This window comes from Erythrobacter sp. SN6-5 (assembly GCF_057364945.1).
On record NZ_CP200282.1, the window covers coordinates 2954689 to 2978403 of the forward strand.

Annotated in this window: 20 protein-coding genes, 1 tRNA gene, 1 other RNA gene and 3 pseudogenes; 5 read left to right on the top strand and 20 right to left on the bottom strand. The window is 57.7% G+C overall.

Features of this window, described 5'->3' with window-relative positions; genetic code table 11:
• Positions 1-107: 107 nt before the first annotated feature.
• The 6 genes and pseudogenes from rseP to pyrH form a co-directional block, all read right to left on the bottom strand.
• The gene (rseP, locus tag AC0V6Z_RS14770) at positions 108-1196 is read right to left on the bottom strand and encodes an RIP metalloprotease RseP (protein WP_486176504.1); all 1089 of its coding nucleotides are present in this window, start codon (positions 1194-1196) and stop codon (positions 108-110) included.
• 38 nt (positions 1197-1234) lie between these two features.
• On the bottom strand, positions 1235-2620 hold the full coding sequence (gene dxr, locus AC0V6Z_RS14775; protein ID WP_472639174.1) for a 1-deoxy-D-xylulose-5-phosphate reductoisomerase: 1386 nt from the start codon (positions 2618-2620) through the stop codon (positions 1235-1237).
• Entirely contained in the window at positions 2550-3152 is a 603-nt protein-coding gene (locus AC0V6Z_RS14780; protein WP_472639175.1) for a phosphatidate cytidylyltransferase, read from the bottom strand. The genes dxr and AC0V6Z_RS14780 overlap by 71 nt, the downstream gene beginning before the upstream one ends.
• Positions 3139-3828, bottom strand: a complete 690-nt coding sequence (uppS, locus tag AC0V6Z_RS14785; RefSeq protein WP_472639176.1) for a polyprenyl diphosphate synthase — start codon at positions 3826-3828, stop codon at positions 3139-3141. Before uppS ends, AC0V6Z_RS14780 begins: the two co-directional genes overlap by 14 nt.
• A 12-nt stretch (positions 3829-3840) precedes the next feature.
• Positions 3841-4398 (bottom strand): ribosome recycling factor, encoded by a 558-nt coding sequence (gene frr, locus AC0V6Z_RS14790; protein WP_472639177.1) that lies wholly within the window; start codon positions 4396-4398, stop codon positions 3841-3843.
• A 3-nt stretch (positions 4399-4401) separates the two neighbouring features.
• A pseudogene (pyrH, locus tag AC0V6Z_RS14795) lies at positions 4402-5125 on the bottom strand (UMP kinase).
• Positions 5126-5296: 171 nt separating this feature from the next.
• Between pyrH and AC0V6Z_RS14800 the strand changes: the two are divergent.
• Positions 5297-6127, top strand: a complete 831-nt coding sequence (locus AC0V6Z_RS14800; RefSeq protein ID WP_472639178.1) for a metallophosphoesterase — start codon at positions 5297-5299, stop codon at positions 6125-6127.
• Positions 6128-6134: 7 nt separating this feature from the next.
• On the opposite strand, the gene AC0V6Z_RS14805 is transcribed toward AC0V6Z_RS14800, so the two are convergent.
• From AC0V6Z_RS14805 to rpsB, 3 genes are all read right to left on the bottom strand, one after another.
• Positions 6135-6791, bottom strand: a complete 657-nt coding sequence (locus AC0V6Z_RS14805; protein WP_472639179.1) for a hypothetical protein — start codon at positions 6789-6791, stop codon at positions 6135-6137.
• A gap of 188 nt (positions 6792-6979) precedes the next feature.
• Complete coding sequence (gene tsf, locus AC0V6Z_RS14810) at positions 6980-7906, bottom strand: translation elongation factor Ts (protein ID WP_472639180.1); 927 nt, start codon at positions 7904-7906, stop codon at positions 6980-6982.
• 113 nt (positions 7907-8019) lie between these two features.
• A complete protein-coding gene (gene rpsB, locus AC0V6Z_RS14815) occupies positions 8020-8772 on the bottom strand; it encodes a 30S ribosomal protein S2 (protein WP_472639181.1) in 753 nt (250 codons plus the stop codon).
• Positions 8773-9099: 327 nt separating this feature from the next.
• Here rpsB and AC0V6Z_RS14820 point away from each other — a divergent pair, with 327 nt between their 5' ends.
• Entirely contained in the window at positions 9100-9369 is a 270-nt protein-coding gene (locus AC0V6Z_RS14820) for a hypothetical protein (RefSeq protein WP_472639182.1), read from the top strand.
• Here AC0V6Z_RS14820 and AC0V6Z_RS14825 read toward each other — a convergent pair.
• The gene (locus AC0V6Z_RS14825) at positions 9329-10099 is read right to left on the bottom strand and encodes a CDP-alcohol phosphatidyltransferase family protein (RefSeq protein ID WP_472640929.1); all 771 of its coding nucleotides are present in this window, start codon (positions 10097-10099) and stop codon (positions 9329-9331) included. The genes AC0V6Z_RS14820 and AC0V6Z_RS14825 overlap by 41 nt on opposite strands.
• A 95-nt stretch (positions 10100-10194) precedes the next feature.
• Positions 10195-10950, bottom strand: coding sequence for a phosphatidylserine decarboxylase (locus AC0V6Z_RS14830; protein ID WP_472639183.1), 756 nt, complete (start codon positions 10948-10950; stop codon positions 10195-10197).
• Positions 10951-11111: 161 nt separating this feature from the next.
• On the opposite strand from AC0V6Z_RS14830, the gene AC0V6Z_RS14835 reads away from it, so the two are divergent.
• Positions 11112-12188 (top strand): phosphatase PAP2 family protein, encoded by a 1077-nt coding sequence (locus AC0V6Z_RS14835; protein ID WP_472639184.1) that lies wholly within the window; start codon positions 11112-11114, stop codon positions 12186-12188.
• Here the strand turns inward: AC0V6Z_RS14835 and AC0V6Z_RS14840 are convergent.
• The 3 genes from AC0V6Z_RS14840 to AC0V6Z_RS14850 all read right to left on the bottom strand — a co-directional run bounded on the left by AC0V6Z_RS14840 (position 12149) and on the right by AC0V6Z_RS14850 (position 15852).
• Positions 12149-13273, bottom strand: a complete 1125-nt coding sequence (locus tag AC0V6Z_RS14840; RefSeq protein WP_472640930.1) for a beta-ketoacyl-ACP synthase III — start codon at positions 13271-13273, stop codon at positions 12149-12151. The two genes, AC0V6Z_RS14835 and AC0V6Z_RS14840, sit on opposite strands and share 40 nt — an antisense overlap.
• Before the next feature lie 159 nt (positions 13274-13432).
• Positions 13433-15277: a YadA-like family protein gene (locus tag AC0V6Z_RS14845; protein ID WP_472639185.1), complete on the bottom strand. Its 1845-nt coding sequence runs from the start codon at positions 15275-15277 to the stop codon at positions 13433-13435.
• A 489-nt stretch (positions 15278-15766) separates the two neighbouring features.
• Positions 15767-15852, bottom strand: a tRNA-Tyr gene (locus AC0V6Z_RS14850).
• Positions 15853-15986: 134 nt separating this feature from the next.
• Between AC0V6Z_RS14850 and rlmB the strand changes: the two genes are divergently transcribed.
• Positions 15987-16778 carry a 23S rRNA (guanosine(2251)-2'-O)-methyltransferase RlmB gene (rlmB, locus tag AC0V6Z_RS14855; RefSeq protein ID WP_486176505.1) on the top strand — a complete coding sequence of 264 codons (792 nt, stop codon included), beginning with the start codon at positions 15987-15989 and terminating at the stop codon, positions 16776-16778.
• A gap of 28 nt (positions 16779-16806) precedes the next feature.
• Entirely contained in the window at positions 16807-17712 is a 906-nt protein-coding gene (locus AC0V6Z_RS14860; RefSeq protein ID WP_472639187.1) for a hypothetical protein, read from the top strand.
• A gap of 152 nt (positions 17713-17864) precedes the next feature.
• Here AC0V6Z_RS14860 and AC0V6Z_RS14865 read toward each other — a convergent pair whose 3' ends face one another.
• From AC0V6Z_RS14865 to AC0V6Z_RS14890, 6 genes and pseudogenes are all read right to left on the bottom strand, one after another.
• On the bottom strand, positions 17865-18137 hold the full coding sequence (locus AC0V6Z_RS14865; protein ID WP_472639188.1) for an HU family DNA-binding protein: 273 nt from the start codon (positions 18135-18137) through the stop codon (positions 17865-17867).
• A 233-nt stretch (positions 18138-18370) separates the two neighbouring features.
• Positions 18371-20758: an endopeptidase La gene (gene lon / locus AC0V6Z_RS14870; protein ID WP_472639189.1), complete on the bottom strand. Its 2388-nt coding sequence runs from the start codon at positions 20756-20758 to the stop codon at positions 18371-18373.
• 114 nt (positions 20759-20872) lie between these two features.
• A pseudogene (locus AC0V6Z_RS14875) lies at positions 20873-21215 on the bottom strand (YbaB/EbfC family nucleoid-associated protein).
• Between the two features lie 7 nt (positions 21216-21222).
• A pseudogene (locus AC0V6Z_RS14880) lies at positions 21223-23020 on the bottom strand (DNA polymerase III subunit gamma/tau).
• Positions 23021-23200: 180 nt separating this feature from the next.
• Positions 23201-23295, bottom strand: an RNA gene (gene ffs, locus AC0V6Z_RS14885) — signal recognition particle sRNA small type.
• 73 nt (positions 23296-23368) lie between these two features.
• Complete coding sequence (locus tag AC0V6Z_RS14890) at positions 23369-23647, bottom strand: ETC complex I subunit (protein ID WP_472639190.1); 279 nt, start codon at positions 23645-23647, stop codon at positions 23369-23371.
• Positions 23648-23715: the final 68 nt, after the last annotated feature.

Here is a 23715-nt window from a genome sequence, read left to right on the forward strand (position 1 = left end):
GATCCCATCATAGGCTGTTACAGCACAGATTTGCCTGTGCCCGATGCTGCCTGCGCAATCAAGCGGAGAGACCCACCAATTGCCGTTCACCGGACCCCTTTCCCCGGTTAACTGCCAAATAGTGGCCCGAAGACCGGCAGCGAAACGAGGTCGTTTACCGTCACGACCACCATGAATACCAGCACCAAACCTATCCCGGTACGATATGCATATTCGGTCGCTCGTGGTCCCACCGGCTTCTTTCGAACCGCTTCCGCAGCATAAAATGCCAAATGGCCACCATCGAGTGCAGGGATTGGCAAGACGTTGATGAATGCCAAATTAAGCGAGATCAAAGCCGCGAAGTTCACGAATGCGACCAGACCTAGACTCAATTGCTCGCCAGAGAATTTGGCAATCTTTACAGGCCCACCCAGCTCTTTGATCGAGCGGTCGCCGACCACAATCTGTTTTATCCCTGTCACCATCATCTTGGTGATTTCCCAGCATTGGCTGGCTGCGAGCGGGATGGATTCCAGAATACCGACGTCTTTAAAGACATATTCGGCCTCAACCGGAGCAACCCCGATCAGGCCAATCGTGCCTGTGTTTCCGAAATTATCGGTCTGCTCAACACTGGCGATTGTCACCGGAATATCCAGCTCGGCGCCATCACGCTCTACGCCGATGACAATCGATCTGTTTGGATAAAGCGCGACATTCTCGCGGATACCTTCAAAGTCTGTGATCGCCTCCCCATCGATCTCGACGATTAGATCACCGACTTCGAGGCCAGCATCGCGCGCGGCGGATTCTTCAGCAAATTCCCCGATTTGCCGGGTGTCGACTTCGCTTTCGATCTTTGGCTGACCATAGATAGTGAAGAATGCAGCAAAAATCGCGATTGCCACCAGCAGGTTCGTGACCGGGCCAGCGGCGACAATCAGCGCGCGCTTCCACAGAGCCGCGCTCTGAAAGTTTCCCGGCTCCACCGGCGCATTGGGATCAGGCACACTCGCCGGGTTCATATCACCCTTAAACTGGACATAGCCGCCGAGCGGCAATGCCGAGAGCTTCCAACGCGTGCCATGCTTGTCCGTGCGGCCAAACAGCTCTTTGCCAAAGCCGACCGAAAACGCCTCTGCCTTCACGCCGAACCATCGGCCAACCAGATAATGCCCCAGCTCATGCACAGTGACGAGCGGCCCCAGCAGCAATATGAAGCCGCATGGCGTACATCCAGAAAGGGGGCGATTCAAACAAGAGCAGAGCTTTCCAATAATTCACGAGCGCGCACGCGGGCCTCGGTATCGATGCTCAACACATCATCCAATCCTTGCGGCGCCGCCACGCTATAGCGATTTAAGACATCCTCGACCACTAAGGCAATCCGGGTGAACCCAATCTGACCAGCCAGAAACGCGGCGACCGCCACTTCGTTCGCAGCATTCAGCGTTGCCGGAGCCCCGCCGCCAGCATGGATCGCCTCACGCGCCAACCGGGTGGCAGGAAAACGAGCCTCGTCTGTCGCGAAGAAAGTCAGCCCGCCAATGCTTGGCAGATCGAGCGGCTCCATCGGCGTTTCCATTCGTACGGGATAGGCCAGGCAAGATGCGATCGGCACGCGCATGTCGGACGGGCCGAGCTGCGCAAGCGTCGAGCGGTCTTTATACTCAACCATGGAGTGAATAACGCTTTGCGGGTGCACAACGATCCCGAGCCGGTCCAGCCCAACAGGAAACAGATGGTGCGCCTCGATGAACTCCAGTCCCTTGTTCATCATGGTCGCGCTGTCGACGCTGATCTTCGCGCCCATATCCCAATTGGGGTGTGCGACGGCTTGCACTGGCGTTGCCGCATCAAGCTGAGCCTGCGTCCATTCGCGAAAGGGCCCGCCGCTAGCCGTGAGAGTAATGCGCGCGACATCGGCGATGTCATTGTCGGCCAAGCATTGGAAGATCGCATTGTGCTCGCTGTCGACGGGCAGCAAGGTCGCACTGTATTTTGCAACCGCTGCCGTCATGACGTCACCAGCGGAAACAAGCGCTTCCTTATTGGCGAGCGCGACCACCCCGCCCTGCTCTATCGCCGCCATGGTTGGGGCCAACCCAGCGCAGCCAACAATCGCCGCAACCGTCAGATCGGCTCCCCGCGCCGCCGCATCGCATAGTGCCTGCGCGCCGCCTGCCGCTTCGATCCCGCTATCGCCCAGAGCCGCGCGTAGATCGCCAAGGCAACTCTCATCACCGACAACCGCGATCCGCGCATCAAACTCGCGCGCCAGGGCGGCGAGTTCGTCTGCCGAGCAATTTGCAGTGAGCGCCTCAACCTGCCAGTCATCGCGATTGCGCCGGATCAAATCGAGCGTTGAGGCCCCCACGGACCCCGTTGCACCAAGAATTGTGATCGAGCGGGTCACCGATGCTACCCTAAGAAGATCTCGCGTGCATGCGAGCACAAAGAACACGGCGATAAAACCATCGAGCCGGTCAAACACACCGCCATGGCCAGGGATGAGCTTGCCGGAATCCTTTGCGCCTGCGCGCCGTTTCATCCAGCTTTCAAAGAAATCACCTACCTGCGCGAGCACCGCGATTAACGTGCCAGCCGCCAGAGGACCGACCAGGTTTGCGAGATCCAAAGCCTTCCGGCGGCACCTCACCAAAATGCCCCGCCTCTGGGAAGAAATACTGCACACAGATCGCAACCACGCTGGCCGCGACGATCCCGCCGCCTAGGCCCGCCCAAGTCTTTGATGGGCTGATTTTAGGCGCAATCTTGGGTCCGCCAATGGCGCGGCCCGCAAAATAGGCCCCAACATCAACTGCTATAATCGGCAGGATAAAGCCGATGAGCATAAAAAACGGCACATAGCTTTGCCGGACTTCAACCATGGCCAGCGCCGCGCCGCCGACATAGATCGCGCCAAAGAACAGCCAAAGCACCTCGGTTAGCGGCGATTTCGCAAATGCCTTTGCCAGCAGATTCCATTCCCACAGAACCAATCCCGCGAGCAGCGCAACAAACGCGATCCAGAACCAACCGCCGAGCCACAGCGCGATACAGGACACGCCCACCATCACGACGGCGGAGGCAAGCCGCACCGGCAGGTCTGTGTGTTTAGAAGCTGGCTTATCCGCCTCTTCGCCAGTCATACTATCAGCGTCCGCCAAAGCGTCTCTCCCGCTGCGCGAAGTTATCCAACGCTTCTTGCAAATGCGCCGGTTTGAAGTCCGGCCAAAGCGTATCGATGAACAGCATTTCGGCATAGGCCGATTGCCACAATAGGAAGTTCGATAGGCGAACCTCGCCGCTGGTGCGGATCAATAGGTCGAGCGGCGGCAAATCAGCCGTGTCGAGATGCGCTGCAATCGCCTCTGGCGTAACATCGCCAATCGCCGCAGCCTTTGCAGCAGCGCGCGCAATCTCGTTTTGCGAGCCATAATTGAGTGCAACCGCCAGCGTGTTCGACCCGCCAGAGGTTTGCTCCAAGGCGTCTTCAAGCATGGCGACAATGTCCGGCGCCAGACCTCGCCAATCACCGATGATTTTGAGGCGCACGTCATTGGCGACAAATTCGGGCAAGTCTGATTTGATGAACTTACGCATCAGGTTCATCAGATCATCGACCTCTTCATCGGGTCGTTTCCAATTCTCCGATGAAAACGCATAGAGCGTGAGACAATCGAGTCCCATTCCGCCAACATTGCGCACCAGTTCGCGCACCGCCTCAACACCGCGCTGATGGCCAACGGCGCGCGGCAAGGCGCGCTTCTTCGCCCACCGGCCATTGCCATCCATAATGATCGCGACATGCCGGGCGCGACTGGCCTCTGATTGCTTCCCCATCAGAGCCTGACCTTACTGGGTCAGGATCTCCTGTTCTTTCTTAGCCGCTGCCTCGTCGGCTTCGGCGACATATTTATCGGTCAGCTTCTGCACGTCTTCTTCATGCCGCTTGCGCTCGTCCTCTGAGATGTCTTTGCTCTTCTCATCCGCTTTGAGCGATTCCATCCCATCACGGCGGACATTGCGGATCGCGATCTTGGCGTTCTCAGAATACTGACCAGCCAGCTTGGCGAGTTCCTTGCGGCGCTCCTCGGTCAGGTCTGGCATTGGCAGACGCACGGTTTGACCATCAGTCATTGGGTTCAGGCCAAGGTTCGCCTTGGTGATGCCTTTCTCAACCGCGCTGACGTTCGACTTGTCCCACACTTGCACGCTCAGCATACGCGGCTCTGGCGCAGACACGGTCGCTACCTGGCTCAGCGGCATCATCGCGCCGTAGACTTCGCAAACCACTGGATCGAGCAGGCTGACATTGGCCCGGCCCGTGCGCAAACCGCCCAGATCGCCCTTCAGTGATTCCACTGCGCCGTTCATCCGGCGCTCGATATCGGCCTTGTCATATTGAGCCATAGGTCAGGCTTCCTCTTTCACAATTGTTTGTACGCCGCCGCCATCAAGCACGCGCACGACGTTCCCTTTTTCACGGATTGAGAACACCACTATCGGGATATTGTTCTCGCGGCAAAGGGCAACGGCGGTTGCATCCATCACCTTCAAATTGTCAGACAGCACTTTGTCATAGGAAATCGCATCGAAGCGCGCGGCATCCGGGTTTGTTTTCGGGTCACTGTCGTAGACGCCATCAACGCTGGTGCCCTTCATCAAGGCATCGCAGTTCATCTCTGCTGCGCGCAAGGCCGCGCCGGTATCTGTGGTAAAGAAGGGATTGCCAGTGCCGCACGGCAAAAATCACGATCCGACCCTTCTCAAGATGGCGCTCTGCACGGCGGCGAATATAGGGCTCGCACACGGTGCTCATCGGGATGGCTGATTGCACGCGGGTCGGCACGCCCAACTGCTCCAGCGCATTTTGCATCGCCAGTGCATTCATGATGGTGGCTAGCATCCCCATGTAATCGCCGGTGGTCCGGTCCAGCCCGCGCGCCGCACCTGCAACACCGCGAAAGATATTGCCGCCGCCAATGACCAGGCAAATTTCCAGCCCCGTGTCTTTTGCCGCCTTCACTTCCTCGGCCAGCCGCGCGACATAAGCGGGATCAATCCCGTAATCCTGTTCCCCCATCAACACCTCGCCTGAGAGCTTCAAGAGAACGCGTTTCATTTCGGGAAGGGCCATGGGTGGTTTGCTTTCTGGCAGAATGTGTCTTTGCCCCTCGCCCTTATCCGGCAGGCGTTGTGATGCCAAGAGTGTTAGCGGTAATTACGCCGCCTATGGGTTTGCATGAGCGTGCAAAAGCTGTGAATGCTGCGTTTCGAAGATTGGCGATAGGCCGACAAAGGGACCCCCATGATCCGCCGATTGTTCTTGCTTGCCCTCGTGATTGGCTTGGTACTGGCCGTAAAGGCATGGTTCGATACGATGGGCGCGCCCGCTGTCGAGCGCCACGTCGTCGAGAGCGACGAATTGTCGCCGGGCGCAGCACCGATCGCCATTGCCCTGATCAGTGATATTCACGTCGCCGGGCCTGATATGTCGCCCAGCCGATTGAGTGAAATCGTCGCGCAGATTAACGCGCTGGAGCCAGATCTGGTCGCGATTGCGGGCGATTTGGTAAGCGAGAAGCGCACCGCCACGCATATCTACACCGCCAAGGAGATTGTCGCTCCGCTCAGTGAGCTCGACGCGCCCCTAGGCACGGTACTGGTACCCGGCAATCATGACCATTGGTTCGATTGGCCGGGGCTTGAAAGCGAGCTTGCGACAATTGAGAACATGACGGTGCTCGCCAACGAGGCGGCGCAAATCGGGCCGCTCGCGATTGCCGGTGTGGATGATGACTATACCGGCAAAGCCAATCTGACGCTGGCTTTGGAAGGGATGGCAGCGCTGACCGGCCCGCGCATCGCCCTCACCCATAGCCCGGACATCTTTCCGCAGGTTCCGGTGAATTTCGACCTCGTGCTGGCCGGACATACCCACTGCGGACAGATCGCCTACCCCTGGGGCGGAGCGCCCGCGACCATGTCAGACTACGGCGACCTCTACGCCTGCGGCGTGGTGGAGCAGCACGGAAAGACGCTGATAACTGGCGCGGGTCTAGGCACCAGCCTGCTGCCAATCCGCCTGTTCACGAAGCCGGAAATTTGGCTGATCGAGGTTAGAGCAATGCAGCGATGAGACTTTGCTAATCGCCCCGACCTAGACCAGTCAGGTTCCTGACGGCACTAGGGAAAAACTTCGCCATCTCGGGATCTTTTTCAACTGCGAGTTTCTGGAGATCTAGCTTCATCTCGTTAAAACCCGTCTTGCTAGAACAGAAAAACCGTCTCGCTACTATTTTTGGGTCTGATCCTGTTTGTAAATCTGAACCTTTTATGCCGATGGTAAAGCCCGCACCATCAAGGCAAATTTTTGGGCGTTGGGCAGGCTTGGATTCCTGTTCCTTATCGCCTCGCCACGCTTGTGACGCATAGAATTTCGCCATCATTTCAGTTGAAATCCGTCGGGTGACTGCGCGAGTCTCCGTTGTCCAAGAACCTTCTACGTCCTGCGAAGGATGACGAAAAACACCGCGAGCATATATACTCCAGTCGTCCTCATATCTGGCTAGCACGACATAGGAATTCGGATCTCCGGTCAGACTTACCGTCTCTTCAAACCCAATCACCTCGTCAGCATTTTCCAAGAAATTGCATAGCTTCAAGTAAGGACGGCTTTCGGCATCACAGAGTTTCTCAAAGGGAACGACCTCGGAGTTTGTTTCTTTGGCGCTAACTGTAGCTGGCAACAAAGCCGCGTAGGCAAGTCCGAAAGAAAGCAAACCCATTTTGACGTTTTTCATTGCGTTAAACCCCTCATTTGTATCGAATAAGATAGTCGGACTATCTTTCGCGGCACTGAACAGGAGACGAGTTTGGAACGTCAACGGCCGTTCGCATTCGACGCCCAAAACAATTCGACCGCCGAACCCATGACAGGTCCGACGGCCAGAAATTGTATGGCCGCATGGGCCAATGAAGCGATTGAGGCTTAGCCCTTAAGCGTCGCAGCAACTTCTGCGGCGAAGTCTTCTTCTTCCTTCTCGATGCCTTCGCCGAGTTGGAAGCGGACGTAGTCCTTCAGGACGATCTCAGAACCAGCTTCTTTGCCGGTGCGAGCGACAACTTCTTCAACCGTCGCCTTGTTGTCCATCACGAACATCTGGCTGAGCAGAGCGTTCTCTTTCGCGAACTTCTTGATCGCGCCTTCGACCATCTTTTCCTGCACATTCTCAGGCTTGCCGCTCTCCGCTGCTTTTTCCTGAGCGATTGCACGCTCACGAGCGATCACGTCGGCATCCAGGCCATCAGCGTTGAGCGCCTGTGGGAACATCGAGGCGATATGCATCGCTAGCTGTTTGCCAAGCGGCTCAAGCACGCCTGCGCCTGCTGCGCTTTCCAGAGCAACCAGAACGCCGATCTTGCCGAGATTGTCGGCTGCGGCGTTGTGCATGTACGCAACAACAGAGCCCTGCTCGACAGACACGCTCTTCATCCGGCGAACCTGCTGGTTCTCGCCGATGGTCGCAACATTGTCGGTCAGCTTGTCAGAGACGCTGCCGCCATCTGGGTAAGCTGCGCCTTTCAGCGCTTCGACATCGTCGCTGCCCAGCGTCAGAGCGACGCCTGTGGTCTTGCGCACGAAGTCCTGGAACTGGTCATTCTTCGCAACGAAGTCTGTCTCAGAGTTCACTTCGACAGCTACGCCAGACGTGCCAGATACAGCGACGCCAACGAGACCCTCTGCCGCGGTACGGCTGGACTTCTTCTGTGCGGTCGCAAGGCCTTTGGCGCGCAATGCGTCAACAGCTGCTTCAATATCGCCGCCCGCTTCAACAAGGGCTTTTTTTGCGTCCATCATGCCTGCGCCTGTTTTTTCACGCAGTGTCTTCACGTCAGCGACGGTGAAATCGGCCATTTCTGAATTCCTTCAAAAAATAAATTGGTCGCCGGGCCCCAATCAGGATGCCCGGCGCGTTTATCAGTGATCGTGCCAACGCGCGTTTGGTGCGCTGGCGAGGCGGCCTGTGATTAGGCTGCCGGTGCTTCTGCAGGTGGCTGCTCCATGGAGCCAATGTCTGCGCCCGAAGCCGCAGCCGCGCCGCCGCGGCCAGCAACAGCCGCATCGCCAATCGCTTGGCAATACAGGCGCACTGCGCGGGTTGCATCGTCATTGCCCGGTACAGGGAATGCGATGTTGGAAGGATCGACGTTGGTGTCGAGCACTGCGATCACAGGGATACCCAGAACAGCGGCTTCTTTAATGGCCAGTTCTTCTTTGTTGGCATCGATCACGAACATTACGTCCGGAATGCCGCCCATATCGCGGATACCGCCAAGTGACAATTCCAGCTTGTCGCGCTTACGCGTGAGCTGCAGAACTTCTTTCTTGGTAAAGCCGCTGGTGTCGCCCGAGAGCTTTTCCTCAAGCGACTTCATTTCCTTGATCGAACCGCTGATAGTTTTCCAGTTGGTCAGCATGCCGCCGAGCCAGCGGTGGTTTACAAAGTGCTGGCCGCACGCACGGGCGATTTCAGCGATCGGCTCTTGCGCCTGACGCTTCGTGCCAACGAACAGAACCTTGCCGCCTGCGCGGGTGGTTTGTTCAACAAAGTCGAGAGCACGTGCGAACAATGGCACAGTTTGCGACAGGTCAATGATGTGAACACCGTTGCGGGCGCCGAAGATATACGGCTTCATCCGCGGGTTCCAGCGGTGGGTCTGGTGGCCGAAGTGTGCGCCAGCCTCAATCAATTGCTGCATCGTGACGGTAGTGGCCGCCATAGGTAATTCCTTTCCGGTTAGTCCTCTGGAAGGCAAGGAACCTGCTGGTGGAGAGCCCTCCAGCGGCACCGGTATAAAGCGCCTTCCATGTGAATTTCGCACGATCAGAACGAGACGATCTGCCTCATCTGCTTCTGCGATGGAGGGGCCATTAGCGCCCATCTCCCACAAAATCTAGTGTAAATAGTGCATTTAGAACACAAGTGGAACAAAGTGCTTGACGCAGCGGAACACCTAGTGAACAAGGCGTTCAGAACAAATATGGAACGACAGGATATGTAACCTGATCATGCGTTCCAACGAATGAAGGCGTGAAGGAGCAATTCCATGATTTTCTATCTGCTGGCCAGCCTGTTTGTCGCAGCGACCCTGAGCGTTTTTGTGAGCCTTACAGATAGCGGCCTGCGCCTGCGCAACGCCTTTATTGGACTTAAGCGTGAACGCAGCCTAGCCGATGCGGGCTTTGTTCCTCATGTTGAGGCTACTGAAGTTCGTTTGCGTCCTACCGCATCGGGCTATCGCGGGTCAGCCACTCGGCCGTTTGCGCGCCGCCTGCCTAACCGTCTGTCTGCGCTGCAAGACGTCGCTGCCGCTTAATCCGCCCATATTTGATTAGTCCGTAAGGCATCAGCGCCAGATAGCCGATGCTGATCGTGATCAGCAGCCACCATGGCTCCAACAGTAGCGCGGCAAACGCCATCGCCGAAATCACAATCACCGACAGCCTGATGGCCCGGCGCGGACGCAGCGAACCCCAGCTGAGCGTCGCCATGTTGGAAATCAGCAGAAATGCGATGACCGTCAGCCAGATCGCAATCAGCAATGGATCGCGAAACGCCTCATTACCGGTCTCGATCCAGAAATAGAATGGCAGAAAGGCCAGCCCTGCGCCCACGGGCGCGGGAACTCCGGTAAGAAAGCCAGCTGACTTGTGGGGCTGATCATCGACATCAATTTGCGCATTAAAGCGCGCCAAACGAACAGCACAGCAGATCGCAAAGGCGAGTGAGGCGAACCAGCCGAAACGCGGCAGGTCTTGCAGCACCCACAAATACAGAATGATCGCTGGCGCCATGCCGAATGAAAGCGAATCGGCCAGACTGTCGAGCTCAGCGCCGAAGCGCGACTGAGCGTTGAGCAGCCGTGCAATACGCCCATCGACCCCGTCAAGCACGCCCGCCAGGATCACAGCCAGGATCGCCAGCGCCCATTGCTCAGTGATGGCAAGGCGTATCCCGGTCAGGCCCGCACACAATGCGCCAGCCGTGATTGCATTGGGTAGCATCGCCCTAAGCGACAAGCCCTTGGGATCGGCCGCGCCAGGCAACCCTTCATCCTCTGCAGCTTTCGGGCCGACACGCGGTGCGCCCTTAGCTATCTCGGCCTGATTGTCATCCTGCCCAGATAGGCCAGTGGGTTCGCTCACTGAGAAATGCCTTCAAGCAATTTCTGCTCGCCGAGTTCAGCCAAAATCGTTTCGCCAGCGATGATTTTCTGACCCAGCAGAACCTTGGGCGCTGTGCCCGCAGGCAAATAGACATCGACCCGGCTGCCAAAGCGGATCAGACCGACGCGCTGACCTTTGGCCACGGTGTCGCCGGGTTTCACGAATGGCACAATCCGGCGCGCGACAAGGCCAGCGATCTGAGTGAAGCCGATCTGCACGCCGTCGCCGCGATCCACCAGAATATGCTGGCGTTCGTTCTCTTCACTCGCCTTATCAAGGTCTGCGTTCACGAACTTACCCGGAATGTAGATCACGCGGCGAATGGCGCCCGCGATAGGTGCACGATTGATGTGAACATCAAACACACTCATGAAAATCGAAATTCGGGTGACCGGCCCTTCAGGCAGGCCTGGCGTACCCGACCCGTCATCAATGGTCAGCTCAGGTGGAGGCTCTGTCTGCGTGATCAGCGAGACGAGGCCATCAGCGGGCGCGACAATCGAATTGTCCGATTGCGGCACGACCCGCTCTGGATCGCGGAAGAATGCGAACACCCCGGCGGATAAGGCCAATAGCGGCCAACCGATGATCTCCCAATCAACCCATGGGCTGAGGAAGAAGAGGCTGATCACAACCGCAATCACGCCATATTTGCGTCCTTCGGGGTGGATCGGCGGCCAGCTCCAGCTGACATCACCGCGTCCTTCGTTATCGAGTATTTCTCCGGCCATCCGAGCCATCTAGGAGCTGAGCTGCGCCCTCGCAAGCAATGCCGCGATTTCTGCACCCAGCTTTATCGCGCAGTTGCGATGGATTGGAGCACTCCAAAACCCCACTAAGCACGCGCATTCATTCACTCTTTAGTGATCTATTTACCGTAAATCGAGCAACCATGATTGAGATGAGGGATATCATTTTGCCGCGCTGGCGCAGTGAAACACCGATCTATGTGATTGGTTTGGCCTTGATGGCGCTGTGCATTGGGCTGCTCGCTGCGCGCGGAATCGCGCCGAGCTTCATTGGCATATGGGTCAACCTGCGTCTGTTCGGCATGTTCCTGATCGTCATCGCGGCGGTTGATGCAGGACGTCAGCTCTATAAACATCGCCCGGACAGCCCGGTGGCCTTTCTCAAAGCGCGCTATTCCACGCCGGAATTTAAACGCACTGCTCTGGCTGGCCTACCGATGCTGACGGTTGCAATTGTGTTGCTGCCGTTCTTTTCGAAGATGAAGGCCGCCATCCCACTGTTCAATGACTACACTTGGGATGACACTTTCGTCGATTGGGACCGCGCGATCTTCTTTGGCAATGATGCTTGGGAAGTGCTCCAACCAGCGCTGGGTTTCCCGGTCGTCACGGCATTCCTCGCGCTGCTCTATCAGCTGTGGTTTCTGCTGCTCTATCCCGGCGTGCTCTACTTTGCCTTTACCAAGGTCGACAGCCGACTGCGCAGGCGCTTCTTCCTATCCTATGTGCTCAGCTGGACTTTAGTGGGCGGAGCGATGGCGACCTGGCTTGCCTCTGTCGGCCCCGTATTCGTCGGTCCCTTGCTGGGCGACACCCGCTTTGATGAGCAAATGGCCTATCTCAACGCCGCGAACGAGCAGATCCCGGTTATGACCCTCAGGGTACAAGACATGTTGATCGAATGGTTCCACGCTGATGCAAATGGCCTGGGCAGCGGGATTACCGCCATGCCATCCATGCATGTTGCAATTGCGTTTCTGTACTGGCTCGCCATGCGCCAAATTTCACCGCGCCTCGGCCTATTCTTCGCCGCGTTCTTCGTGATCACCTGGATCAGCAGCGTACACCTCGCGTATCACTACGCGGTCGACGGACTTGTGTCGGTAATCGCTGTATCTGCAATCTGGTGGGGCGCCCAGCAGATCATTGCCGCCTGGGACCGCTTCCTCGAAGCTCGTGATCAGGCCGCCTTACGCACGAACACTGTTCCAGCGGAATAGCCCGCGCCAAAGCTGCAGATGAGGCCGGTGTCATCCGCCTTCATATCCTCGCTGTGCAAATGAAAGGCGATGATCGAACCTGCGCTTGATGTGTTGCCATAGGTGTCTAGCACCGTAGGGCTTTCATCATCGCTCGCCTCATGACCCAGCACTTTTTGCGCGATCAGCCGGTTCATGCCGGAGTTAGCCTGGTGCAGCCACATCCGGCGCAGCGTCTTGGGATCAATCTTAAGCCGCTCTGCTTCGTCCAGGATCATCTGCGCAACCATCGGCACGACTTCCTTGAACACCTTGCGCCCTTCTTGCACGAACAGCTTGTCTGCGGTGCTTGCAGTCTCCGGCGTCGCCCGATTGAGAAAGCCGAAATTGTTGCGAATATTGTTGGAGAACACCGTCTTCAGTTTTGTGCCAAGAATGTCCCAATGCTCCGTCGGAGCAATCGCCGCATCCTCGACCAGCACGGCGGTGGCGACGTCGCCAAAGATGAAGTGGCTGTCACGATCCCGCCAATTGAGGTGGCCGGAGGTGATCTCGGGGCTGACGACCAGCACACTTTTCGCATTGCCCGCGCGGACATAATCCGCTGCTGTTTGAATGCCGAATGTCGCCGATGAGCACGCGACATTCATATCAAAACCGAAGCCATCAATGCCCAGCGCCTGCTGGATCTCGATTGCCATCGCCGGATAGGCGCGCTGCATATTGGAGGCCGCGCACAGCACCGCGTCCACATCCTTGGCCTCGCGCCCTGCCCTTGCTAGGGCCTCACGCGCCGCGATCACACCGATCTCTGCCATGACCGACAATTCGCCATCGGGCCGCTCGTCCCAGCGCGGCGACATGGTGTCTGGCGCAAGAATTGGGGCCTTGCTCAGCACATGCCGCGCTTTGATCCCGCTCGCCTTTTCGATGAACTCGACCGAGCTGTAGGTCAGCGCTTCCGCTTCGCCCGCGGCAATCGCCTCAGCATGCTCTGCATTGTGGCGGTCAACAAAGGCGTTGAAGCTCTCAACCAGCTCTTCATTGGTGATCGATTCTTCCGGCGTATACAGGCCAGTGCCTGAAATGACGGGGCGATGAGTCATATCTGGGGAGTTGTGCATTCCAGTGCAATTAGGCAGGCAGATGTGCTGGGGCAAGAGCAAGCAGACGAACGTCCACGCCCCAGCTTCGCAATTCCGCAAGGAAAAACGGGACTCAGCAACGCCAAGCTACGCTTTCAATCTTGCTATTCTTAGGCGGTCTTAGAACCCGATGGTCCCTGCAACACGCGCACCAACGCTGTCGTCACCTGTATTCCCACTGATCCCAGCAGAGATGTAGAAACTGTCTGTTAGCCGCCCGGTAAGCGATCCCGCAAAGGCTTGCTCACCGCGATAGGTTGAGGCCGCTACAGTCAGCGAGATGTTCTTGCCTGGCACGATTGGCGCGCTGCCCATGGCCATTGCCGCTGCGATACCGCCGCTGGTGCGTTCATCGAGGTCCTGGAGCTGGAAGCTGAGGTCTTGCACCCTTCCTGACAGCGCATCGAACTGGGCGGTTCCCACTTGTGAAACGGTGTTGAGGGCGCGGCGGACATTGTCGACTGAGGCGGCGGTTGCAACGCTCTGGCGGCCAAGCGTGCCATTCGCGTCGACGGTCACTGCATCCACGGGGCCAACCTGCGCCGCTGTACTCGCATCAATGTCGCCAATCCGCACCGAGGATCCATCTCCGCCCAGCGCAACCTGATTGTTCGCAGTGGACGCTGCCTGAAAGCCAACTGCGGTCGAATTGTTGTGCGTCACGCTCGCCTCGCGGCCAACAGCGGTACCAAATTGCGCGGTCACCTCGCTTGAGCTGCCCACCGCTGTACCCGCGCTGCCGCTGACATTGGCTTGAAAACCAACCGCAGCCGCTGAGTTGGCTGTCGCAGCGATGTTCACACTAGTCCCAATGCCGGTCGAGAAAGCGCCCTCAACGCGGGCTGAGTTGCCGATTGCGGTCGCATTGAGCGACCGCGCTTGAGAACCCGTCCCAAAAGCCGACGTCCCGTTTGATGTCGCGACCGAGCGCGCACCCACAGCCGTCGCCAAAGCGCCATTGGTCCGCGCCCTTGCGCCAAACACAGACGCCTCCTGACCAATCGCAATCGTACCCGACCCCACAGCACTCGCGTCCTGACTGCTCGCAACAGAATCCACACCAAGAGCAATCGACGCAATACCCGTCGCCTGTGCGCCATTTTCATCAGCATCCCCACCATCACCGCCGATCGCGATGGAAGAATTGGCTGACGCAGTCGTGTTCGCACCAAGAGCAACAGAGTCTTCGCCGCCTGCGACCGCCACAAAGCCGAGAGCGGTACTAAGCAGGCCCGTTGATTGGGCTGCCACGCCAATGCCGACGCTACCGCCCTGACTTGCCAGGCTTTCGGAACCAAGCGCGATGCTTTCACCGCCTGAAGCCACACTGTTGGTGCCAATCGCCGTCGCACCAAAATTGCTCGCCGATGCTTCTACACCTACGGCAATCGAATTTGCGCCTCCAGCTACTGCACCAGCATTATTTCCTTCACTGTCCGAACCGATGGCGATCGAGTTCGCGCCAGAAGCGCCAGCGAACGCGCCGAGTGCTGTACTGTTTTCTCCAATCGCATCAGCAGACACGCCTAACGCAGTCGTATTGGCAGCGCTGGCTTCAGCGAATCCTCCGATCACAGTTGCGCTACTGCCGGTAGCTTGGCTTGAAGCACCAACGGCTGTGCTAAAACCTTCAGACGCAGTGCTAAATCCGCCTAAGGCAGTTGACGAGCTACCGCTGGCATCAGCTCCTGCGCCGACTGCTGTCGCATTTAATTGTGTGGCAGTGGTCAAAGCGCCGATTGCCGTAGCCTGCGTTCCGGTAGCTTGCGCTGCACGTCCGCATGCAAGAGCTAGGTCTTCGTCATTGGAATTCGCCCCTGCATCAGTGTCGGTGCCAGCATCCACGACGCCATCATCGTCGCGGTCAAGCAGGCAATCATCTGCGCGTGCATCTTGCGGCACGGCAAGCAATGATACGGTGATGCCCGCCAAAAGAACGCTCGACAGCAATAGTGGCTTCTTCATGTGTATTTCCCTTCTTCCAAACGCGAAGGGATGGTGCGCAAGCGGCCCGATTATCCAATTCTGTTATCGCTTACGTTGGATTGTATTCCCGCACCCCTCCCTGTTGATTAAAGGGCAACCTTAGCCATAACACGCTGCATTGATTGTACGTTTTCGACATCGTGCAATTATTTGAGAGATTGCAAGACGTGAGCGTTTTCCTACCAGACGCGGCCTTGCTAGCCAGATCGCAGCTCTTTCATATCGTGAGTGTCAGTCAATATCGGCAGCGTATTTGCGTTGCTCGGGGACATTCTTGCGCGCGCAGCAGGCACACAAAACATGCTCAAATTCCAAAAGTCACAACGTCACGTTGCATTTTGCGCGTAAACCAATGGAAACGCGCACTTTCCCGTAAAAGTCACAGATTCGAAAAACGCAAACGTGTTCCAGCGCCCACTGGGATCACGAGAAGGTACGCAGTTTCGCAACTATGAGAGACAAGGCAGGTGGTGGACAGGATAGGATTCGAACCTATGTACGCTTGCGCGGGCAGATTTACAGTCTGCTGCCTTTAACCACTCGGCCACCTGTCCACATACCTTGCGGGAAATTGAGCGTGCCCTCACAGGCTCGTCATGCCGAGAGGCGCCCCAATGGCGAAGCGGCGCTTGCCTGTCAATGGGGTTGCTGGCAGGGGAGCAAACTAAGTCAGGAAACAGGAGCCATCATGGCGCGACCAGAACGCAAAAAAGCGCTGAGAGGCAGAGCGGGACGAATGAAGGGCGGACGCGGGTCTGGCCGGGCATCGGCGGGGCAAACGCGCCTATGGGGGCGGCATCCGGTTGAGGCGGCGCTCAAGAACCCAGAGCGCAAGCATCGCAAACTGTGGGCGACACGCGAAGCGATTGAGGGGCTAGACGGTGAACTGCCAGCGGACTTCCCAGTGGAATATGCCGATGTCAGCGATCTCGCCCGCTTGGTTGCGAAAGACGCGCCCCATCAAGGCCTGGTGCTGGAATGCGAGGCGCTGGAGACGGTGTTCATCGACGAGGTTGCGCTGGGCGATCCAGCAAGGCCGATCCTGGTGCTCGACCAGGTGACGGACCCGCACAATGTCGGTGCGATCCTGCGCTCTGCCGCTGCGTTTGGGGCCGCCGCTATCGTTACCCAAGATCGCCATACGCCGCCCGAATCCGGCGTGCTCGCAAAGTCCGCATCTGGCGCGCTGGAGACGGTGCCATGGGTGCGGGTCGTCAATCTTGCGCGGACCTTGGAGGACTTGGCCGAAGCTGGCTATTGGCGCATTGGCCTAACCGGTGAAGCGGACGAAACCTTGGCCGATGCTCTGCCCACCGGGCCGGTGGCGCTGGTGCTGGGCGCAGAGGGCGAAGGGATGCGCCACAACATCCAGGGGCACTGCGATGCGTTGGCAAAGCTGCCGATCAGCTCAGCGATCGAAAGCCTCAATGTTTCAAACGCCGCTGCAATTGCGCTATATGCGGCGGCAACGCGGGCCTAAGCGGCCTTGCAACAGGGAGCACAGACTGATGACTGACAACTCACCGGGCCGATTGCCCATCCGCGCGAAAGCCGCCGCAATGCTGGTCGGCCTCTCATTGCTGCTCAGCGCATGCTTCATCACACCGGGCAAGTTCAGCTCTGAGCTGGAGCTCACCGGTGAGGACAGCTTCACCTTTACATACGAAGGCGAGATCTTCTTCCTAGGCTTGTCTGACCTTGCTCAGATGGGCGCAGCTGGCGGAGAGTTTGAGCCCACCGAATGCTATGATGAAGAGGACTATTCCGACCGTGAATGCACGGAAGCAGAGCTGGCACAGCAACGCGAGGATTGGGAAGCTGGCGCAGAGGCACGCGCTGCGAAGGCAAAGAAGGATGCCGAAGAAATGGCGGTCTTCATGGGTGGTATTGATGTGACTGATCCAGAAGCCTCAGAAGAATTGCGGCAATTGCTGCTGCGTCAAAAAGGGTGGAACCGTGTCGAGGACAAAGGCGACGGGGTTTACGACGTCTCATACACCGTTTCAGGCGAGCTCTCACATGACTTCCTATTCCCAACTATCGAAGAGGTGCCGACCACCAATCCATTCGTTCAGATCGTGCTGCGCGATGACAATGTTGTTCGCGTGAATGCTCCGGGCTTCTCCGCCCAAAGCGACACGAACCCGATGGCAGCAATGTTTGGCGGAATGGGCAGCTTGGCAGGGCTGGCGGCGCTGGGCGATGAGGGGGCCGCGCCGGGCGGAGAGATGCCCAACATTCCGGCGGTTGAGGGAACATTCACCATTGTCACAGATGGCCGGATCCTGGCGAACAACACAGATGCAGGACCGGTCGCCGAAGCTTCCGACACCTCGGGCAGTCAGACGCTAGAGTGGGAAATCACACCGCGCACAAAGGCCGCGCCAACTGCATTGGTCGATCTGTCCCGTTGATCAGTGAAGGTATGTGCATCCCCCGGCGACGTGCAGGTCATGAAGCAATCTCTACGACGTGCGTACGGCGCATAGAAGAAAGGCCCCGCCAGATCGCTCTGGTGGGGCCCAATTTCGTAAAACGCGGCGATGCGTGCTGCGAACAGTCAGCCTTAGTTGACTGCGTCCTTCAAGCCCTTGCCAGCCTTGAACTTAGGTTGGTTGGAAGCCTTGATCGTCATTGGCTCGCCAGTGCGCGGGTTGCGGCCAGTCGAAGCCTTACGCTTAGCGACTGAGAATGTGCCGAAGCCGATCAGGCGCACTTCCTCACCACCGGAAAGCGACTTGGTAATTGCGTTAAAAACGCTCTCAACGGCGTTAGACGCGTCACTTTTAGAAAGGCCACTGGTTTCGGCAACTGCACTGATCAGATCGTTCTTATTCATTCTGGGAACCCCCTCATTCGCAATTCAAACTGGTTTTCGGTGAATCGCCTCTCCGAAAGCGCGCAAATGATACCTTTTTGACGGTTCTGTCAAAGGCAAATCACGCAGAAAAACGCCATTTTTGGACAAATGTTGGCCATTTGCGGCGAATCGATGCCGGAATACGCAAATGCTGCATCGCAGCATTGAAAAGCTGTCGCATTTATACAAGTCTGGATTGATCCAATACTTTGTCAGTGCGCGGTTGCGCCGCCCGCTCCCGCTGGATTCGGTTGGCTCGCCAAATCATCCGCCTCAGTCCATTCGATCGCCTCCGGCTTCTCGACCAGAGCCTGCTCCAGAACCTGATCAACGTGGCTAACCGGGATGATCTCCAACCCTTCCTTCACATTGTCTGGAATTTCGACCAGGTCTTTGACGTTATCCTCTGGAATGAGGACGGTTTTGATCCCGCCTCGCAGCGCCGCCAGAAGCTTCTCTTTAAGCCCGCCAATGGGCAGCACACGGCCGCGTAGTGTAACTTCGCCCGTCATCGCAATGTCTGGACGCACAGCGACACCCGACAGTGTTGAAACGATCGACGTGACCATACCGATACCAGCGCTTGGGCCATCCTTCGGCACCGCACCCTCCGGCAAGTGAATATGGATATTCTTACGCTGAAAGATCGACGGTTTGATGCCGTAAACGGGCGCCCTCGCCTTCACAAAACTGAACGCGGCTGCGACACTCTCGGTCATTACTTCGCCGAGCTTACCGGTGGTCTTTATCTCGCCCTTGCCCGGTGTCGTGACGCTTTCAATGGTCAGCAATTCCCCGCCCACGCTGGTCCATGCAAGGCCTGTGACAGCGCCCACCTGGGCCTCGTCCTCAGACATGCCATGCTTGAATTTGCGCACCCCGGCAAAGTCGCCAAGATTATCCGGGGTAATCACCACGCTGGTGGCGTCTTTTTCCAGTATTTTCCGGAGGCTCTTACGAGCCAAACGAGCGATCTCACGCTCCAACGTCCGCACTCCAGCCTCGCGAGTGTAATATCTGATCAGGTCGCGAAGACCCGCTTCGGTCAGCTCAAATTCGCCGTCCTTCAGGCCATGTGCATCGATCTGTTTCGCAATCAAATGGCGTTGAGCAATCTCAACCTTTTCGTCTTCCGTGTAGCCTTCGAGGCGGATGATCTCCATCCGGTCCAGCAGCGGCTGAGGCAGATCAAGCGAGTTTGCCGTCGTAACAAACATGATATCGCTAAGATCAAGATCGAGCTCAAGGTAGTGATCCTGGAACTTACCATTTTGCTCTGGGTCGAGGACCTCGAGCAGAGCCGATGCAGGATCGCCCCGAAAATCTTGGCCCAGCTTGTCGATCTCATCGAGCAGGAACAACGGATTGCTGGCCCCCGCCTTTTTCAGATTGTTGACGATCTTACCCGGCATCGAGCCAATATACGTCCGGCGGTGGCCGCGAATCTCGGCCTCGTCCCGCACGCCGCCAAGCGACTGGCGCACGAACTCGCGGCCCGTTGCCTTGGCAATTGACTTGCCCAGCGACGTCTTACCCACGCCGGGCGGCCCGACGAGGCACAGGATTGGCCCCTTCAGCTTGTTGGTGCGCGCCTGAACGGCAAGATATTCGATAATCCGATCCTTGACCTTCTCCAGGCCATAATGATCGGCGTCGAGGATCTCCTGCGCTTTGCCAATATCCTTTTTGAGCCGAGACTTCTTGCCCCATGGTAGGCCGAGTAGCACATCCAGATAATTGCGGATGACGGTCGCCTCTGCGCTCATCGGCTGCATGGCCTTGAGTTTCTTGAGTTCCGCCTTCGACTTCGTCTTCGCCTCTTTGGAAAGCTTGGTCTCTTCGATCTTCTCGGTCAGCTCAGCGATCTCATCGACTTCTTCGCCGTCACTGCCACCCAGCTCGCTTTGGATCGCCTTGAGCTGTTCGTTGAGGTAATATTCGCGCTGCGTCTTTTCCATCTGACGCTTCACGCGCCCACGGATTTTCCGCTCAACCTGAAGAACCGACAGCTCGCCTTCCATAAAGGCGATCACCAGTTCTAAACGGCGCAGAGGATCAGCTTCAGTCAGCAGGCCTTGCTTGTCGGAAACCTTGGCATTGATTGCGGCGGCGATTGTATCCGCCAGAGTGCCTGCATCATCAACATCGCTTAGATCAACATCAGCATCATCACCCAGCTTCTTGTTAAGCTTGCTGTATTCCGCGAATTGTTCCGTAACTTGCCGCATCAAAGCAGTGACTTCGCTGCCGCCGACCGTTTGCGGTTCCTGCAGAGCCACTTCGGCCAATACATAATCGCCCTCTTCGCGGAACGTTTCAAGCTTAGCGCGCGCTGTCCCTTCAACCAGAACGCGGACGGTGCCGTCCGGCAATTTCAGCAATTGCAGCACTTGGGCGACGACGCCGACGTCATAAAGGTCATCGCCAACCGGATCATCACAGCTCGGATCAAGCTGGGCGAGCAGGAAGATATCCTTGCTGGCTTCCATTGCGGCCTCGAGCGCGGCGACAGATTTGTCACGGCCCACGAACAGGGGCACGACCATACCGGGAAACACCACGATGTCGCGCAAAGGCAGGAGAGGGAATTGCTGTGTCATTGAATTTGCCGTTTATCTTTATGAGCGCCAATTGAGCGCATTTTTGGAGCTGTCGTATCGGCTCAGGATATGGGAACGCTCAATGCGCGCCGCAATGGCAGCGCTCAGGATACCTCAACCCATACCGGGCAGGTTGAAACCTTCTGGCAAGCCCATGCCGCCCTGCATCTGCTTCATTTCCTCGGCGGAAACGCGGTCAGCCTTGTCCCGGGCATCGTTAAAAGCAGCCGTCACAAGGTCTTCGACCATGTGCTTTTCTTCCAGCTTCATTAGGCTGTCGTCGATCTCAACCTTCAAGATTCGGCCCTTTGCCGTGGCGCGCACCTTTACCAAGCCGCCGCCGGCTTCGACCCTCAACCTCCATGCCGTCCAATTTGGCCTGCATGTCGTTCATTTGGGTTTGGATCGTCTCTGCGGCCTTTTGAGCGGCCTGCATCATTTCTTCCATCGATTTCATAGCTTCATCAGCTCCATTTGCTGCCGCTGGCGCGCAAAGCGCTGGGTGCGGCTTGGTCTTTCGGGTCGAGCAATTCCGCCTCTGGGAAGGCTTCGAATGCGGCCTTCACCAGAGGATCGGACCGGGTGCGCTCGGCTGCTGCTTCGCGCTCCGCGTCTTCCTGCTCTCGTAAGCTAGGTTGGGCATCACCTGCGCCTGTTTCAACCAGCCAGCGCTTACCAGTGAGCTTAAACAAGGCCTCGCGGATCTCTGGCGCTGGGTCATCGGCAAAGTTATCGGCCCGCTGATACACGAGCTTTTCCGGCGCGAGCTCGATCACTCGAACTCGGTCTCGCATAATTTGCGCCACGCGCAATTGCCCGGAATCGTCGACTTGTCGCACTACGTTTGCCCAGTCGAGCGCACTGGGTGCCGATTGCATGGCAGGGGCAGGTTCTCCGGCGTGCGCTTCATTCGGCGCAGCAGGCGCAGGCCCCGCCTTGGCAATCTCCTCTATCCGTTTTGCAAGCTTGCCAGGGTCCGGCATGTCAGAGGCGTGAAGCACGCGCAGCAAGGCCATCTGCACGGAAACCAACGGATCGGGCGCCTGGCGCACTTCCTCATGACCCTTCAGCATTAGCTGCCAAAGCCGGTGCAGCTGACCCGCGCCCAGTTCCTGCGCAAACTTGCTAAGCGCTGCGCGCTCTTCTTCGGTTGGCGCATCGGCCTCAGCACCGGAAACCTGAGCCACGGTGATCTTGTGAACCAGATCCATCAAAGCCCGCATCAAAGCGAGAGGTTCGACGCCCAGCGCATATTGCTCATCAATTGCTGCCAGCAAGGCCTGGCGCATCGCCCGCCAGCAACCGCTCCAACAGCTTCCGCTGAGCGCTCTTGTCAGCGAGGCCCAACATGTCGCGGACCCGCTCACCAGTTACTTGCCCGCCTTCTTCAAGATCGGCATGCGCAATCGCTTGGTCGAGGATCGAAAGACCATCGCGAACCGAACCCTCTGCCGCTCCGGCTATAATGTGCAGCGCCTCTGCCTCAGCCTCGACACCCTCTTTCGCGCAGACATTGCCGAAATGCGTCGCCAGCAATTCCGCCGGAATGCGCCGCAAGTCGAACCGCTGCGTCCGGCTGAGCACGGTAACCGGTAGCTTTTCAACTTCAGTCGTCGCGAACAGGAATTTTACATGCGCAGGCGGTTCCTCAAGCGTCTTAAGCAATGCGTTGAAGGCATTGCGCGAGAGCATGTGAACCTCGTCAATGATGTAGATCTTGTAGCGCGCAGAGACCGCTGCATAGCGCACCGCCTCGATAATCTCGCGCACGTCATCGACCCCGGTGTGCGAGGCAGCATCCATCTCGATCACATCGATATGCTGACCCTGAGCGATCGCCGTGCAAGGCTCACATTGCCCGCACGGATCAATGGTCGGCCCGTCCTCGCCATCCGCACCGATGCAGTTGAGCGCTTTGGCAATTAGCCTGGCGGTCGACGTTTTACCGACCCCGCGAACGCCAGTCATCAAAAACGCATGCGCCAGCCGGTCTCGCTCTATCGCATTGGCGAGCGTGCGGACCATAGGCTCTTGCCCGATCAGCTCAGAGAAGGTTTGCGGGCGGTATTTGCGCGCCAGTACGCGGTAAGGCTGGTTATCGGCAGCCTCCGCTGGCTTCGCGGGTTTCTCCGCAGGAGCCGCAGTGGGCGGCGAGACTTCAGCCGCAGGGGCAGGTTCGACCGAAGCAGTCTGTTCACTAGCGGACGGCTTGTCCTGAACCGCAATAGACGGTGCAGGCTCAGGCTCAGGATCGCCAAACATAGAGTTCTGGCCTGCGGCCTCTAACTCAGCAGCGCTTGGCTTGTCCTCTTCGCCTTCGGGTATTTCTGGATCGGAATCAGTCACGCGCGCAAACTACGCGTTGGCGCAGCATTTGTCATCGCGGTGTTTGGAGAAAATCGGCATGAAATCGCTGCCGGACCAAACCACCGTATTTTCATGGAAAAAGGAGCCGAGCGACCCGTCGCAATTCACCTGGGCTGCTTCCTTCCGGACCTGACCCGGTGAGCGAACGCAAACGTCCACCCGACTCCCGGCTGGCCATATGGCGATCATGCCCTCGGTTGGCAAGATAGGATCTTAGAGATGCGCCAATCGCGCACCAATCTTTTAGCGGAAATTGTCGGCGTAAGCCTGTAGTTTGAGTCCCTTAGCCGGGGTCGAATGGACCCGTGCCGGAATTCCGTATTTCTCGGCATAGGCTTTCGCCGCATCCTTGTCGGGGAAGGTCAAACGCACCTGACTCTGCGTATCGCCGCTGCCGCTCCAACCCATCAGCGGATCTGGGCGCAGTGCCTCTGACCGCTCAAATTCGAGCACCCAAGTGTCGGTCTTGGCTTTGCCCGATTGCATCGCGCTTTTCGGGGTCTGGAAAATACGTGCTGACATTGTGTCCTGGTCCATCAATCATTGGCCGCGTCGCCATCTGGGCGAGCCGCAGCGCTAACTTGCCCTTG

Excerpts from the sequence above, each read along its gene's own strand:
- lon (WP_472639189.1), bottom strand. The coding sequence starts at position 20,758 with ATGACACAGCAATTCCCTCTCCTGCCTTTGCGCGACATCGTGGTGTTT.
- AC0V6Z_RS14865 (WP_472639188.1), bottom strand. The coding sequence starts at position 18,137 with ATGAATAAGAACGATCTGATCAGTGCAGTTGCCGAAACCAGTGGCCTT.
- AC0V6Z_RS14860 (WP_472639187.1), top strand. The coding sequence starts at position 16,807 with ATGACTGACAACTCACCGGGCCGATTGCCCATCCGCGCGAAAGCCGCC.
- uppS (WP_472639176.1), bottom strand. The coding sequence starts at position 3,828 with ATGGGGAAGCAATCAGAGGCCAGTCGCGCCCGGCATGTCGCGATCATT.
- AC0V6Z_RS14800 (WP_472639178.1), top strand. The coding sequence starts at position 5,297 with ATGATCCGCCGATTGTTCTTGCTTGCCCTCGTGATTGGCTTGGTACTG.
- rpsB (WP_472639181.1), bottom strand. The coding sequence starts at position 8,772 with ATGGCGGCCACTACCGTCACGATGCAGCAATTGATTGAGGCTGGCGCA.
- AC0V6Z_RS14835 (WP_472639184.1), top strand. The coding sequence starts at position 11,112 with ATGATTGAGATGAGGGATATCATTTTGCCGCGCTGGCGCAGTGAAACA.
- AC0V6Z_RS14820 (WP_472639182.1), top strand. The coding sequence starts at position 9,100 with ATGATTTTCTATCTGCTGGCCAGCCTGTTTGTCGCAGCGACCCTGAGC.
- AC0V6Z_RS14805 (WP_472639179.1), bottom strand. The coding sequence starts at position 6,791 with ATGAAAAACGTCAAAATGGGTTTGCTTTCTTTCGGACTTGCCTACGCG.
- AC0V6Z_RS14840 (WP_472640930.1), bottom strand. The coding sequence starts at position 13,273 with ATGACTCATCGCCCCGTCATTTCAGGCACTGGCCTGTATACGCCGGAA.
- rlmB (WP_486176505.1), top strand. The coding sequence starts at position 15,987 with ATGGCGCGACCAGAACGCAAAAAAGCGCTGAGAGGCAGAGCGGGACGA.
- frr (WP_472639177.1), bottom strand. The coding sequence starts at position 4,398 with ATGGCTCAATATGACAAGGCCGATATCGAGCGCCGGATGAACGGCGCA.
- AC0V6Z_RS14845 (WP_472639185.1), bottom strand. The coding sequence starts at position 15,277 with ATGAAGAAGCCACTATTGCTGTCGAGCGTTCTTTTGGCGGGCATCACC.
- AC0V6Z_RS14830 (WP_472639183.1), bottom strand. The coding sequence starts at position 10,950 with ATGGCCGGAGAAATACTCGATAACGAAGGACGCGGTGATGTCAGCTGG.
- AC0V6Z_RS14890 (WP_472639190.1), bottom strand. The coding sequence starts at position 23,647 with ATGTCAGCACGTATTTTCCAGACCCCGAAAAGCGCGATGCAATCGGGC.
- tsf (WP_472639180.1), bottom strand. The coding sequence starts at position 7,906 with ATGGCCGATTTCACCGTCGCTGACGTGAAGACACTGCGTGAAAAAACA.